The sequence below is a fragment of the Streptomyces sp. A012304 genome (assembly GCF_026008495.1).
Classification (GTDB): Bacteria; Actinomycetota; Actinomycetes; order Streptomycetales; family Streptomycetaceae; genus Streptomyces.
Genome location: NZ_BQUN01000005.1, coordinates 23,382 through 37,535 on the forward strand (window position 1 = coordinate 23,382; position 14,154 = coordinate 37,535).

Here is a 14,154-nt window from a genome sequence, read left to right on the forward strand (position 1 = left end):
CTCCCTCGGGCCGGCCGACGGACCGTCCTCGGCCGGCCCGAGGACAATAATCTGACGGAGCATCAGAAAAAGTCTTCCGTCGGCACGGCCGCTGCGGCATCCTGCGCCCATGCAGACGGAGCTGAGCAACCTCCTGGGAGTCGAGCACGCCGTCTTCGGCTTCACGCCGTTCCCTGCCGTCGCCGCGGCCATCAGCCGCGCGGGCGGCTTCGGCGTGCTCGGCGCGGTCCGCTACACCGCCCCCGACGACCTCAAACGCGACCTCGACTGGATCGACGCCCACGTCGACGGCCGGCCGTACGGGCTGGACGTCGTCATGCCCGCGAAAAAGGTCGAGGGCGTCACCGAGGCGGACGTCGAGGCGATGATCCCCGCCGGGCACCGGCAGTTCGTGCGCGACACCCTCGCCAAGTACGGCGTACCGGAACTGGCCGAGGGCGAGGCCTCCGGGTGGCGCATCACCGGCTGGATGGAGCAGGTCGCCCGCAGCCAGCTCGACGTCGCCTTCGACCACCCCATCCGGCTGCTCGCCAACGCCCTCGGCTCCCCGCCCGCCGACATCGTGGCCCGCGCCCACGAGCGGGGCGTCCTGGTCGCCGCGCTCGCGGGCAGCGCCCGGCACGCGCTCAAACACAAGGAGGCGGGCATCGACATCGTCGTGGCGCAGGGCTACGAGGCCGGCGGACACACCGGCGAGATCGCCTCCATGGTGCTCACTCCCGAGGTCGTCGACGCCGTCGCCCCGCTGCCCGTGCTGGCGGCCGGCGGCATCGGCAGCGGACGGCAGATCGCCGCCGCCCTCGCGCTCGGCGCCCAGGGCGTCTGGTTGGGTTCCCTCTGGCTGACCACCGCCGAGGCCGACCTGCACTCGCCCGCCCTGACCCGCAAGCTCCTCGCGGCCGGCTCCGGCGACACCGTCCGCTCCCGCGCCCTGACCGGGAAACCCGCACGCCAGCTCCGTACCGAATGGACCGACGCCTGGGACGACCCGCACGGACCCGGCACCCTCCCGATGCCCCTCCAGGGCCTGCTCGTCGCCGAGGCCGTCTCCCGCATCCAGAAGTACGAGGTCGACCCGCTGCTCGGCACACCCGTCGGCCAGATCGTCGGCCGGATGAACGACGTCCGCAGCGTCCGGGCCGTCTTCGACGACCTCACCCGCGGCTTCGAGCGGGCCGTGGACCGCGTCAACCGCATCGCCGGAAGGAGCGGCCAGTGACCAGCACACCCCCCACCGGCTTCTGGAGCCAGGCCACCGCCGACCCCGACCGCGTCGTCCTCGTCGCCCCGGACGGCGAGGAATGGACCGCCGGCCGCCTGCACGCCGCCGCCAACCGCCTCGTGCACGGGCTGCGCGCGGCCGGCCTCGCACGCGGCGACGCCTTCGCCGTCGTCCTGCCCAACTCGGCCGAGTTCTTCACCGCCCACCTGGCCGCCACCCAGGCCGGCTTCTACCTCGTCCCCGTCAACCACCACCTCGTCGGCCCCGAGATCGCCTGGATCGTCTCCGACTCCGGCGCCAAGGTGCTCATCGCGCACGAGCGGTACGGCGACGCCGCCCGTCGTGCCGCCGACGAGGCCGGCCTGCCCGCCGGCCGGCGGTACGCCGTCGGCCGGGTCGAGGGCTTCCGCCCGTACGCCGAACTCCTCGACGGGCAGCCCGCGTCGGCACCCGCCGACCGCACCCTCGGCTGGGTCATGAACTACACCTCGGGCACCACGGGCCGCCCGCGCGGCATCCGCCGCCCGCTGCCCGGCAAGCCGCCGGAGGAGGCCTACCTCGGCGGCTTCCTCGGCATCTTCGGTATCCGGCCGTTCGACGACAACGTCCATCTGGTCTGCTCGCCGCTCTACCACACGGCCGTCCTCCAGTTCGCGGGCGCGTCCCTGCACATCGGGCACCGCCTGGTCCTGATGGACAAGTGGACGCCCGAGGAGATGCTCCGCCTCATCGACGCCCACCGCTGCACCCACACCCATATGGTCCCGACCCAGTTCCACCGCCTGCTCGCCCTGCCGGAGCCGGTCAGACGGGCCTACGACGTCTCCTCCATGCGGCACGCCATCCACGGTGCCGCGCCCTGCCCCGACCACGTCAAACGGGCGATGATCGACTGGTGGGGCGACTGCGTGGAGGAGTACTACGCGGCCAGCGAGGGCGGCGGGGCCTTCGCCACCGCCGAGGACTGGCTGAAGAAGCCCGGTACGGTCGGCAAGGCCTGGCCCATCAGCGAACTCGCCGTCTTCGACGACGACGGCCACCGCCTGCCGCCCGGTGAACTCGGCACCGTGTACATGAGGATGACGACGGGCGGCTTCAGCTACTACAAGGACGAGGCCAAGACCCGCAAGAACCGCATCGGTGACTTCTTCACCGTCGGCGACCTCGGCCACCTGGACGAGGACGGCTACCTCTTCCTGCGCGACCGCAAGATCGACCTGATCATCTCCGGCGGCGTCAACATCTATCCGGCCGAGATCGAGTCGGCGCTGCTCGCCCACCCGGCCGTCGCCGACGCCGCCGCCTTCGGCATCCCGCACGACGACTGGGGCGAGGAGGTCAAGGCCGTCGTCGAGCCGGCCCCGGGCCACGCGCCCGGCGCCGGCCTCGCCGCCGACCTCCTCGCCCACTGTGCCGACCGCCTCGCCGGCTACAAGCGGCCGCGGAGCATCGACTTCGTCACCGAGATGCCCCGCGACCCCAACGGCAAGCTGTACAAACGGCGGCTGCGGGAGCCGTACTGGGAGGGCCGCACCCGGCCGCTGTGACGGTCACCGGCGCTCACCGACCCGCACGACCTTCAGCGCCGGCGAGGACAGGATGTCCTTCTCGCAGAACCGGGACGTCACCCACCGCTCTCCGGAGAACAACCGGGTCTGGTCGGTGTGATGGGGCGAGCCGGGGTTCGAGGACTGGGAGTACGTCAGCAGCGTCCGGGCCACCGGGCAGCGGCCGCCGTCCCAGCCGACGGCCTGGAGGTAGCTGGTGCCGGTCGTCACCTCGGTGTAGCCGCCGCCCGCCGGGTTCCACACCTGCTCGACCTTGTTCCACACGCCGAGGGACTCGGTGCCGCCCGGTACCGGGATCCGCTTGCCGTCGCGTACGACGAACTGGTGGTCGCCGAGCGGCGCGTCGAGCGGGATGCCGGCCGCGCGCAGTTCGGCGACCGCGTCCGCGAGGGCGGTCCGGAACGCCGGGGCGTCCGTGTCGAGTGTGTGCGGGGTGCGCACGGGGTCGGCCGCCGAGAAGGGCACCTTCCACTGCTGGGCGGTGGGGAACCTGCGCCAGAACCGGTCGAAGAGCAGCGCGCCCCGGCTGCCGGTGTCGGCCCTGCGGTCCCACGCGGCCAGCACCCCGCACGCCTCACCGACGTCGACGGCCTTGCCGTCACTGCCGGTCGCCGTCCCGTCCGGCAGCGCGGCGCACGCCTTCGCCGCGTCCGTGGCGGCGAGATCGGCGGCGGGCACCCGGTTGGCGTACTGCTGCCGTTGCAGGTCCCGCACGGTCAGGCCGCCGCGCCGGGCCATCGCCGCCACGTCCTCGATCGCGCCGCGGGTGCGCAGCGAGCGGGCGGTGCCGATGGTGCCGAAGACCCGCTCGTAGCCCGTCAGTGGCCGGTCCGCGTTGGCCAGCCAGGCACTGTCGTTGGAGTTCTCCGCGTACGGCGCGTCCGTCAGGGTGGGCAGTTTCGCGGGCCCGAAGACACCCGGCTGCACGGCGTCGGGGTCGCTGCCGAGGGCGCAGTCGCCGCGCGAGCCGTCCAGGACCGCCACTCCGGACGCGGGGTAGGTGGCCCTGCCGAGCGGGGTGGAGCAGCGCCGGTCCAGCTCGTCGGTGACGCGGGGCAGCACCTGGGACTGGGTGAACAGGGTGTGGCCGGTGGAGTCGGCGGCGACGGTGTTCACCCACGGCAGGCCCTGGGTGCGCCGCAGGGCGGCGAGGACGTCGGCCGTGCTGTGGGCGGTGGCGAAGCCGAGAGCGGTGTCGGAGGCGCGCAGGTTGGTGGCGTTGGGGTCGTTCAGGGCGTAGGCGGTGGTGGTCGTCCAGGGCAGCGGCAGGGCGGGGCCGAGGGAGGTGACCACCGGGCCGTAGCGCGTCCACCACTGGGTGCGGGTCACCGAGGTGCCGTCCCGCACGGGCACGGTCACCGCGCGCCGGGTCATCCGCTCGGGCCGGCCGTCCACCAGGTACACCGTCGGGTCGGCCGGATCCAGTGTCAGCTGGTGGAGGTTGAGGGGCACACCGGTGGCGACGGTGTGGCTCCAGGCCACGTGCGCGGTGTGGCCTATGGACACCGTCGGGGTGCCGAGCAGCGAGGCGCCGGAGACGTTCAGCCGGCCCGGGACGGTCTGCTGCGACTGCCAGAAACGGCGGCCGCCCTGCCACGGGTAGTGCGGGTTGCCGAGCAGCAGACCGCGGCCGTTCGCCGTGGTGGCGCCGCTGAAGGCGACCGCGTTGGAGCCCATGTCGGCGGTGTCCGCGGCGAACAGCTCCGCGGCGGCGCGCGCGGTGTCCGCGGCGTCGATCGGCGCGGGGGAGGGCGCGGTGGGCGGCTGCGCGGCCGTGATGCCGTCGACGGCCCGGCCCTGCCCGCCGAGCACGGCGAGGGCGAAGCCGCGCGTCGCCACGTCCAGTGTGGTGATCGGGCGGACCCACGCGGCGCCCCGGCAGGCCGGGTCGGTGATCTCGTTCTGCCGCAGCCAGGCGTTGTACCCGGCCGCGAAGCCCCGCATGAGGTCCTTGGCGCTGCGGCTCGGACCGGCCGGCGCCGGCCGCGCCAGCAGGCCCTCCACCGTGCCCGCCTCCCGCACCCCGCGGAAGTACAGGTCGCTGGAGAGGTTCCTGGTGGCGGAGGAGAGCGAGAAGTCGGGCGCCGCGTCGGGCCCGAAGAACCGCGACCGCTCCCCGCGCACGGTCACGAAACCGTCGGCGAGCGTGCACACCTGGTCGGCGGCCTGCGCCCAGCCGGTGCCGAAGCCCAGGTCCGCGTAGTCGCGCGCGAGGATGTGCGGAATGCCGTACTCGGTGTAGCGGATGACGGCGGACAGGCCGCCGGCGGAGGGGTGTTCCGGGCGGGACGGGTGGTCCTGCCGCCCGGTCGCGGTCGCCGGTGGCGTCGCCGCGACGGTGAGCAGGGCGACGGCGCCGACGACGATTCGTCTCAGGCGGGTACGCATGGTGCCTCCCAACGTCCTTGAGGGAAGGGGCGGTTGAGCGTACCAGCGGGTATGTGATCGGGCCGGGAGGAGAGTCGACGGTTGAGCGTGAACCGGACTCGGTCGCCGTCCGCCGCCACGCCCGCCTCGTAGGCGAGCAACGTGTCGAGGAAGAGCCGCCGCTGATCGGGCGTCAGCGGGGCCGGCGCCCTGCGCCAGGCTTCCGCGCCTGGCGCGAGCCACGCCGAGATCGCCGGCTCGTGCTCCGCCGCGAGGGCGACGATCCGCCGACGCCGGTCCCGTTCGTCCTCCCGGCGCTCCAGGAACCCCTTCCGGCTCAGGTCGCCGATCAGCTGGCTCACCGTCGTCGGCGCAGGTACGCACCCACGCGAACGGAGACGCACCATGCCGCACCACACCGTGCACCTCGGCGAGGAAGCCCTCGACGGGACCGTGGAACCGAAGCTGATCGCGGCCTGACGATCGTGACCGTCGTCGGCGTCCCCGACGGACGCACGGGGGTGGCGGGCGCGGTGGCCTGACCCCCGGCCGCGGGAGGCGACTTGACCCGCCCCGGCCGCCCCGCCGAGGATCATGCGTCATGACGCCCGGACACGGCAGCACGGTCGACGGGGCGCTGCGGCGCAGCGCCCGGCGCACCCCGGCACGCGTGGCGGTCGAGTACCGCGACCGCTCCTGGACCTACGAGGAACTCGACGAGGCCGTCTCCCGCGCGGCGAGCGTCCTGCTCGACCAGGGCCTCGCCCCGGGCGACCGGGTCGGCGCCTACGGACACAACTCCGACGCCTACCTCCTCGCGTTCCTCGCCTGCGCGCGCGCCGGCCTGGTCCACGTCCCCGTCAACCAGCACCTCACCGGCGACGACCTCGCCTACATCGTCGGCCAGTCGGGCAGCACCCTGGTGCTGGCCGACCCCGACCTCACCGACCGCCTCCCGGACGGCGTACGGACGCTGCCGCTGCGCGACACCGACGACTCGCTCCTCGCCCGGCTCACCTCCGCCCCCGCGTACGACGGCCCCGAGCCCCGCAGCGAGGACCTCGTCCAGCTCCTCTACACCTCCGGTACGACGGCCCTGCCCAAGGGCGCGATGATGACCCACCGCGCCCTGGTGCACGAGTACCTGAGCGCCATCACCGCCCTCGACCTGAGCGCCGGCGACCGCCCCGCCCACGCGCTGCCGCTCTACCACTCGGCGCAGATGCATGTGTTCCTGCTGCCCTACCTCGCGGTCGGCGCCACGAACACCGTCCTCGACGCGCCCGACGGCGACCGGCTGTTCGACCTGATCGAGGAGGGCCGGGTGGACAGTCTCTTCGCCCCGCCCACCGTCTGGATCGGCCTGGTGAACCGGCCCGACTTCACCACCCGCGACCTGAGCGGCCTGCGCAAGGCGTACTACGGCGCCTCGATCATGCCCGTCCCCGTCCTGGAACGCCTGCGCGAACGCCTGCCGAAGCTGGCCCTGTACAACTGCTTCGGCCAGAGCGAGATCGGACCGCTCGCCACCGTCCTCGCCCCCGAGGAGCACAAGGGCCGCCTGGAGTCCTGCGGACGCACCGTCCTGTTCGTGGACGCCCGGGTCGTCGACGAGAACGGCCAGGACGTGCCCGACGGCACCCCCGGCGAGATCGTCTACCGCTCGCCCCAGCTGTGCGAGGGCTACTGGGACAAGCCCGAGGAGACCGCCGAGGCGTTCCGCGACGGCTGGTTCCACTCCGGTGACCTCGCCGTGCGCGACGCCCACGGCTACTTCACGATCGTCGACCGCGTGAAGGACGTCATCAACTCCGGTGGCGTGCTGGTCGCCTCCCGCCAGGTCGAGGACGTCCTCTACACCCACGAGGCCGTCGCCGAGGCCGCCGTCATCGGACTGCCCGACGAGAAGTGGATCGAGGCGGTGACCGCGGTCGTCGTCGCGCGCGGCGAGGTCTCGGAGGCCGAACTCCTCAGCCACGCCCGCGACAAGCTCCCCGCCTTCAAGGCGCCCAAGCGGGTGCTGTTCGTGGACGAACTGCCGCGCAACGCCAGCGGGAAGATCCTCAAGCGGGAGCTGCGCGAGCGGTTCACCCGGGACTGAGCCGCCACCCGCCCGCCCCCGGACCATGCCGCGAAAACCACGTTGCACGACGTCCACGACCCCACCGAGGATCCCCTCCATGCCCACCTTCACCGCACCCGACGGCACCCGGCTCGCCTACCACCTGCGCGGCGAGGGCGCCCCGCTCGTCGTCCTGCCCGGCGGCCCGATGCGCGCCTCCGCCTACCTCGGCGACCTGGGCGGTCTGAGCGCCCACCGCCGGCTGGTCCTGCTCGACCTGCGCGGCACCGGCGACTCCGAGGTGCCGGCCGACCCGGCGACGTACCGCTGCGACCGGCTCGTGGACGACGTGGAGGCGCTCCGGGACCACCTGGGCCTGGAGAGCATGGACCTGCTCGCGCACTCGGCGGGCGGCAGTCTCGCCCTGCGGTACGCCGCCCGCCACCCGCGGCGGGTGGCACGGCTGGCACTGATCACCGCGACCCCCTGGGCGCTGGGCATGCCGGCCACCCCCGAGGACCGGCTGGCCGCCGCACGGCTGCGCGCGGACGAGCCGTGGTTCGCGGACGCCTTCCCGGCGTTCGAGGCCTGGCTCGCCGGGAAGAGCGACTTCGACCCGGCGTTCGCGCCGTTCTTCCACGGCCGCTGGGACGAGGCCGCCCGGGCGCACGCCGCCGCCGACGACGAGCAGAGCAACGACGAGGCGGCCGAGGTGTACGGCTCCGACGGCGCCTACGACCCGCCCGCGACCCGCGCCGCGCTCGCCGGACTGTCCGCCGAGGTCCTCGTCCTGGCCGGCGAACTCGACGGCGGACCCCGCCCCGGACTGGCGCGCCGCACCGCCGACGTCTTCCGCCACGCGCAGCTCGCCGTGCAGCCCGGCGCGGGGCACTACCCGTGGCTGGACGACCCGGAGTGGTTCGTCCGCCGCACGGTCGCCTTCCTCGACGGGAAGTGACTGACCCCGGTGCGGGCCGTAGGGGGCGGTGCGTTCGCGGATTCCGTGCGGGCCCCGGCCGCTGCCCGGCCCGTCACCCGCGGGGCGTGAGGCCGGCGTCGGCCGCCGCCACCTCCCGCGCCCACCGGTAGTCCGCCTTCCCGCTCGGCGAGCGGCGGACGGCCTCCGTGATCACCAGCCGACGGGGGATCTTGTACCCGGCGAGACGGGTGCGGCAGTGGGCCTGGATGTCCGCGAGGGAGGGGCGCGGCACTCCCGTGCGCAGCTGGACCACGGCGGCCACCTGGCTGCCCCACCTCGCGTCCGGCACTCCCGCCACCAGGGCGTCGTACACGTCCGGATGCGACTTCAGGGCCTGCTCGACCTCCTCCGGGTACACCTTCTCGCCACCGGTGTTGATGCACTGCGAACCGCGGCCGAGCACGACGACCACGCCGTCCTCGTCGACCGTGGCCATGTCGCCGAGCAGCACCCAGCGCTCGCCGTCCTTCTCGAAGAACGTCTCCGCCGTCTTCGCGGGGTCGTTGTAGTAGCCGAGGGGGACGTGCCCGCGCTGGGCGACCCGGCCCATCTCGCCCGCCGCGACCGGCTCGTGGGTCACCGGGTCGACCACCCGGGTACGGGAGTTGACGCGGATTCGGAAGCCGCGTTCGGGACCGGCGTCGTCCGTCGCCGTGCCGTTGAAGCCGGACTCGGAGGAGCCGAAGTTGTTCAGCAGCATCGCGTTCGGCACGAGCGCCCGGAACTGCTCGCGGACCGTGTCGGACATGATCGCCCCGGACGAGGAGACGCTGAAGAGGGACGAGCAGTCCGTGCCCTTCATCGGGCCCTCCAGCGCGTCGATCAGCGGCCGCAGCATGGCGTCACCCACCAGGGAGACGGCGCTGACCCGCTCCTTCGCCACCGTCCGCAGCACCTCCTCCGGTACGAACTTGCGGTGAATCACAACCCGTTGGCCGAAGTTGAAGCCGATGAACGCCGTCAGCGTGGAGGTGCCGTGCATCAGCGGGGCGGTGGGGAAGAAGGTGATCCCCGACCCGCCGGCCGCCACCCGCTCGGCCACCTCCTGCGGCTTCCGCACCGGCTCACCGGTCGGCGCGCCACCGCCCAGACCGGCGAAGAACAGGTCCTCCTGACGCCACATCACACCCTTGGGCAGGCCGGTCGTCCCACCCGTGTAGATGATGAACTGGTCGTCCCCCGACCGTGCCGGGAACCCCCGCTCCGGTGACCCGCCCGCCTCGGCCTCCGTGAAGCCGACGGCCGCGACCTGCTCCGCCCCCGCCCCCACCCGGATCAGCCGGCGCAGCGCCGGGGCCTGCGGCACGGCCGCCGCCACCCGGTCCGCGAACTCCGCCTCGAAGACCAGGGCCACCAGGTCGGCGTCCCGGTAGAGGTACACCAACTCCTCTTCGACGTACCGGTAGTTGACGTTCACCGGCACGATCCGCGCCTTCAGGCAGCCCAGCACCGTCTGGAGGTACTCGACCCCGTTGTAGAGATGGAGCCCGACGTGCTCGCCGGGGCGGACGCCGCTGTCCAGGAGATGATGACCGATGCGGTTGGCCGCCGCGTCCAGTTCCGCGTACGTCAGCCGGCGCTCCGCACCCGTCCCCGGGTGGTCGACGTACACCAGCGCCTCACGGTCCGGCACCACGTCGACGACCGACTCGAACAGGTCGGCAAGGTTGTACTCCACCGTTCCTCCTGACCTCGGACGGCCTGGCTCCCTGAGGGTTGCCGGTCATCAGAGCAAAGGGCGCACCAAGTGTGAAGGGCTCCCACCAAGAAATCTGACTATGTGTCAGAAAACCCTTGAAGTGCCTCCCGCCCTCCTGCAACCTGTTCTCGTTCTGTCAGAGGGGAGATGGGTGATGGGCGGTACGGAACACCTCACCGTGCGGCGCGAAGGCGCCACACTCGTGCTCACGCTCAACCGGCCCGAGGCGAAGAACGCGCTCTCGCTCGCCATGCTCGTCGGCCTGTACGACGGCTGGATCGAGGCCGACGAGGACGACTCGGTCCGCTCGATCGTGTTCACCGGCGCGGGCGGCACGTTCTGCGCCGGCATGGACCTCAAGGCCCTCGCCGGGAAAGGCATGGAAGGCGAGCAGTACCGCCACCGGCTCAAGGCCGACCCCGACCTGCACTGGAAGGCGATGCTGCGCCACCACCGCCCCCGCAAGCCGGTGATCGCCGCCGTCGAGGGCCACTGCGTGGCGGGCGGCACCGAGATGCTCCAGGGCACCGACATCCGCGTCGCCGGCGAGTCCGCCACCTTCGGGCTCTTCGAGGTGCGCCGCGGCCTGTTCCCGATCGGCGGCTCCACCGTTCGCCTGCCCCGCCAGATCCCGCGCACCCACGCCCTGGAGATGCTGCTCACCGGCCGCCCCTACAGCGCGCGGGAGGCCGCCGCCGTCGGTCTGATCGGACACGTCGTCCCGGACGGCACCGCCCTGGAGACGGCCCTGGAGATCGCCGAACGGATCAACTCCTGTGCCCCGCTCGCCGTCGAGGCCGTCAAGGCGTCGGTGTACGAGACCGCCGGGATGACCGAGACCGACGGCCTCGCCGCCGAACTCACCCGCGGATGGCCCATCTTCGACACGGCCGACGCCAAGGAGGGCGCCCGCGCCTTCGCCGAGAAACGCCCGCCCGTCTACAAGCGGGCCTAGCAGGTGCCACCGCCCCACGCCCTCCAGCCCCCTGAGCGAGGGAGTCACCGTGCCTGACGTCCTCCGAGCCCCCTGAGCGAGGGAGTCACCGTGCCCCACGTCCTCAAAGCCCCCCTGGTCGTCCAGTTCCCCTTCACCCGGTCGCTCGGACCCGTGCAGAGCGCCTTCCTCACCGGCCTGCGCGAGCGCGTCGTCCTCGGCGTGCGGGCCACCGACAGCCGCGTCCTCGTCCCGCCCGTCGAGTACGACCCCGTCACCGCCGAAGAGCTCCGCGACCTCGTCGAGGTGGCCCCCACCGGCACCGTCACCACCTGGGCCTGGAACCACGCCCCCCGCCGCGGCCAGCCCCTCGACACACCCTTCGCCTGGGTCCTGGTCCGCCTCGACGGCGCCGACACCGCCCTCCTGCACGCCCTCGACGCCCCCGGCCCCGACGCCGTGCGCACCGGGATGCGGGTCCGCGTCCGCTGGGCGCGGGAGCCCTCCGGCGCCATCACGGACATCGCCTGCTTCGAGCCGTACGACGGTGATCCGGTCCACGTCGCGGGCTCCTCCGGCGAGTTCGAGGAGCCGGTCGGCGGCATCGTCGCCGAGGCGCGCCTCGACTACACCTACTCACCCGGCCGCGCCCAGAGCGCCTACATCGACGCCCTCGCCGAACACCGGATCGTCGGCGAGCGCTGCCCCTCCTGCCGCAAGGTGTACGTGCCGCCGAGGGGCGCGTGCCCCACCTGCGGCGTCGCCACCGCCGAACAGGTGGAAGTGGGCCCGCGCGGCACGGTCACCACGTTCTGCATCGTCAACATCAAGGCCTCTCATACGGCGAACGCGGACATCGAGGTGCCCTACGTCTACGCCCACATCGCCCTCGACGGCGCCGACCTCGCGCTGCACGGCCGCATCGGCGGCATCCCCTACGACCAGGTGCGCATGGGCCTCAGGGTCGAGCCGGTGTGGACGCGAGGAGCCCGTCACCCCGACCACTACCGGCCGACCGGCGAACCCGACGCGCAGTACGACACCTACAAGGAGCTGCTGTGACGCGTGACATCGCGGTCGTCGCCTTCGCCCAGTCCGCCACCCTGCGCACCACCGAGGAACTCTCCGAGGTGGAGATGCTCATGCCGGTCCTGCACGAGGTCCTGGACCGCACCGGCCTGAAGACCGCGGACATCGGCTTCACCTGCTCCGGCTCCAGCGACTACCTCGCCGGCCGCGCCTTCTCCTTCACCCTCGCCCTCGACGGCGTCGGCGCCTGGCCGCCCATCTCCGAGTCCCACGTCGAGATGGACGGCGCGTGGGCCCTGTACGAGGCCTGGACCAAACTGCTCACCGGCGACGCCGACACCGCGCTCGTCTACTCCTACGGCAAGTCCTCACCCGGTTCGCTGCGCGACGTCCTCACCCGCCAGCTCGACCCGTACTACGTCGCCCCCCTGTGGCCCGACTCCGTCGCCCTCGCCGCCCTCCAGGCCCAGGCGCTGATCGACGCGGGCGCCACCGACGAACCCGCCCTCGCCGCGATCGGCGCCCGCAGCCGACGCGCCGCGACCCTCAACCCCCACGCCCAGCTGCGCGGTCCCACACCCCACGGCGACTACGTCGTACGGCCCTTGCGGACCGGTGACTGCCCGCCCGTCGGCGACGGCGCCGCCGCCGTGATCCTCGCCGCGGGGGAGCGGGCCCGCGAGCTGTGCTCCCGCCCCGCCTGGATCCGCGGCATCGACCACCGCGTCGAGGCCCACGCCCTCGGCGTGCGCGACCTGACCGACTCGCCCTCCACCCGCCTCGCCGCCGAGAACGCCGGCGCCTTCCAACGACCGGTCGACACCGCCGAGTTGCACGCCCCCTTCACCTCCCAGGAGGTCGTCCTGCGCAAGGCGCTGCGGCTCGACGACAGCGTGCGCGTGAACCTCTCCGGCGGTGCCCTCGCCGCCAACCCGATGATGGCCGCCGGCCTCGTCCGCGTCGGCGAGGCCGCCGCCCGCGTCCACCGGGGCGACTCCGACCGCGCCCTGGCCCACGCCACGTCCGGCCCGTGCCTGCAACAGAACCTGGTCGCCGTACTCGAAGGGGATCCGCGATGAGCAAGGAGCCCGTGGCCGTCGTGGGCATCGGCCAGACCAAGCACGTCGCCGCCCGGCGGGACGTCTCGATCGCCGGACTGGTCCGGGAGGCCGCCCGACGCGCCCTCGACGACGCCGAGTTGACCTGGGCCGACATCGACGCCGTCGTCATCGGCAAGGCACCCGACTTCTTCGAGGGCGTCATGATGCCCGAGCTGTACCTCGCCGACGCCCTCGGCGCCGTCGGCAAACCCATGCTGCGCGTGCACACCGCCGGGTCGGTCGGCGGCTCCACCGCACTGGTCGCCGCCAACCTGGTCGCCGCCCGCGTCCACGCCACCGTCCTCACCCTGGCCTTCGAGAAGCAGTCCGAGTCCAACGCCATGTGGGGCCTGTCCCTGCCGATCCCCTTCCAGCAGCCCCTGCTGGCCGGCGCGGGCGGCTTCTTCGCGCCGCACGTGCGCGCCTACATGCGGCGCAGCGGCGCCCCCGACACGGTCGGTTCGCTCGTCGCCTACAAGGACCGCCGCAACGCGCTGAAGAACCCCTGGGCCCACCTCCACGAGCACGACATCACCCTGGAGAAGGTGCAGGCCTCGCCCATGCTCTGGGACCCGATCCGCTACTCCGAGACCTGCCCCTCCTCCGACGGCGCCTGCGCGATGGTCCTCACCGACCGCGCCGGAGCGGCCCGCTCCCCGCGCCCGCCCGCCTGGATGCTCGGCGGCGCGATGCGCAGCGAACCGACCCTGTTCGCCGGGAAGGACTTCGTGTCGCCGCAGGCCGGCAAGGACTGCGCGGCCGACGTGTACCGCCAGGCCGGGATCTCCGAACCGCGCCGGGACATCGACGCCGCCGAGATCTACGTGCCGTTCTCCTGGTACGAACCCATGTGGCTGGAGAACCTCGGCTTCGCCGACGAGGGCGAGGGCTGGAAACTCACCGAGGCAGGCGTCACCGAACTCGACGGCGACCTGCCCGTCAACATGTCGGGCGGCGTGCTCTCCACCAACCCCATCGGCGCCTCCGGCATGATCCGCTTCGCCGAAGCGGCCCTCCAGGTGCGCGGACAGGCCGGGGAACACCAGGTGGACGGCGCCCGCAGGGTCCTCGGACACGCCTACGGCGGCGGCTCCCAGTTCTTCTCCATGTGGCTCGTCGGCGCGCAACCCCCGGACAGCTGAAAGGTCGCCGCCATGTGCTCTGTCCGGGCCCGGTGACGATCGCTAGGCTGGC

11 protein-coding genes are annotated in these 14,154 nt (G+C 73.0%); 8 read left to right on the forward strand and 3 right to left on the reverse strand.

The genetic code is table 11. The features are described from left to right. The first annotated feature begins 109 nt into the window (after positions 1 to 109). Together ALMP_RS02125 and ALMP_RS02130 are read left to right on the forward strand one after the other, a co-directional pair. A complete protein-coding gene (locus ALMP_RS02125; RefSeq protein WP_264924237.1) occupies positions 110 to 1,219 on the forward strand; it encodes a nitronate monooxygenase family protein in 1,110 nt (369 codons plus the stop codon). After that, complete coding sequence (locus ALMP_RS02130) at positions 1,216 to 2,769, forward strand: acyl-CoA synthetase (RefSeq protein WP_264924238.1); 1,554 nt, start codon at positions 1,216 to 1,218, stop codon at positions 2,767 to 2,769. The genes ALMP_RS02125 and ALMP_RS02130 overlap by 4 nt, the downstream gene beginning before the upstream one ends. 3 nt (positions 2,770 to 2,772) lie before the next feature. On the opposite strand, the gene ALMP_RS02135 is transcribed toward ALMP_RS02130, so the two are convergent. Then, complete coding sequence (locus ALMP_RS02135; RefSeq protein ID WP_264924239.1) at positions 2,773 to 5,178, reverse strand: penicillin acylase family protein; 2,406 nt, start codon at positions 5,176 to 5,178, stop codon at positions 2,773 to 2,775. After that, entirely contained in the window at positions 5,163 to 5,519 is a 357-nt protein-coding gene (locus ALMP_RS02140) for a hypothetical protein (protein ID WP_264924240.1), read from the reverse strand. The genes ALMP_RS02135 and ALMP_RS02140 overlap by 16 nt, the downstream gene beginning before the upstream one ends. A gap of 239 nt (positions 5,520 to 5,758) precedes the next feature. On the opposite strand from ALMP_RS02140, the gene ALMP_RS02145 reads away from it, so the two are divergent. Further along, positions 5,759 to 7,258 (forward strand): acyl-CoA synthetase, encoded by a 1,500-nt coding sequence (locus ALMP_RS02145; protein WP_264924242.1) that lies wholly within the window; start codon positions 5,759 to 5,761, stop codon positions 7,256 to 7,258. Between the two features lie 79 nt (positions 7,259 to 7,337). Continuing rightward, positions 7,338 to 8,177, forward strand: coding sequence for an alpha/beta fold hydrolase (locus ALMP_RS02150; RefSeq protein ID WP_264924243.1), 840 nt, complete (start codon positions 7,338 to 7,340; stop codon positions 8,175 to 8,177). A gap of 73 nt (positions 8,178 to 8,250) precedes the next feature. On the opposite strand, the gene ALMP_RS02155 is transcribed toward ALMP_RS02150, so the two are convergent. Beyond that, positions 8,251 to 9,876, reverse strand: coding sequence for an acyl-CoA synthetase (locus ALMP_RS02155; protein WP_264924244.1), 1,626 nt, complete (start codon positions 9,874 to 9,876; stop codon positions 8,251 to 8,253). Positions 9,877 to 10,051: 175 nt separating this feature from the next. Here ALMP_RS02155 and ALMP_RS02160 point away from each other — a divergent pair, with 175 nt between their 5' ends. From ALMP_RS02160 to ALMP_RS02175, 4 genes are all read left to right on the forward strand, one after another. Further along, positions 10,052 to 10,852 carry a crotonase/enoyl-CoA hydratase family protein gene (locus ALMP_RS02160; protein ID WP_264924245.1) on the forward strand — a complete coding sequence of 267 codons (801 nt, stop codon included), beginning with the start codon at positions 10,052 to 10,054 and terminating at the stop codon, positions 10,850 to 10,852. Between the two features lie 90 nt (positions 10,853 to 10,942). After that, positions 10,943 to 11,893 carry a Zn-ribbon domain-containing OB-fold protein gene (locus ALMP_RS02165; RefSeq protein ID WP_264924246.1) on the forward strand — a complete coding sequence of 317 codons (951 nt, stop codon included), beginning with the start codon at positions 10,943 to 10,945 and terminating at the stop codon, positions 11,891 to 11,893. Beyond that, entirely contained in the window at positions 11,890 to 12,939 is a 1,050-nt protein-coding gene (locus tag ALMP_RS02170; RefSeq protein WP_264924247.1) for a thiolase domain-containing protein, read from the forward strand. The genes ALMP_RS02165 and ALMP_RS02170 overlap by 4 nt, the downstream gene beginning before the upstream one ends. Next, complete coding sequence (locus ALMP_RS02175) at positions 12,936 to 14,102, forward strand: thiolase domain-containing protein (RefSeq protein ID WP_264924248.1); 1,167 nt, start codon at positions 12,936 to 12,938, stop codon at positions 14,100 to 14,102. Before ALMP_RS02170 ends, ALMP_RS02175 begins: the two co-directional genes overlap by 4 nt. The last annotated feature ends 52 nt before the right edge of the window (positions 14,103 to 14,154 follow it).

Bases quoted from the DNA above. Each gene is read 5' to 3' on its own strand.
- ALMP_RS02125 (WP_264924237.1), top strand. From the start codon at position 110: ATGCAGACGGAGCTGAGCAACCTCCTGGGAGTCGAGCACGCCGTCTTC.
- ALMP_RS02135 (WP_264924239.1), bottom strand. From the start codon at position 5,178: ATGCGTACCCGCCTGAGACGAATCGTCGTCGGCGCCGTCGCCCTGCTC.
- ALMP_RS02145 (WP_264924242.1), top strand. From the start codon at position 5,759: ATGACGCCCGGACACGGCAGCACGGTCGACGGGGCGCTGCGGCGCAGC.
- ALMP_RS02150 (WP_264924243.1), top strand. From the start codon at position 7,338: ATGCCCACCTTCACCGCACCCGACGGCACCCGGCTCGCCTACCACCTG.
- ALMP_RS02160 (WP_264924245.1), top strand. From the start codon at position 10,052: ATGGGCGGTACGGAACACCTCACCGTGCGGCGCGAAGGCGCCACACTC.
- ALMP_RS02175 (WP_264924248.1), top strand. From the start codon at position 12,936: ATGAGCAAGGAGCCCGTGGCCGTCGTGGGCATCGGCCAGACCAAGCAC.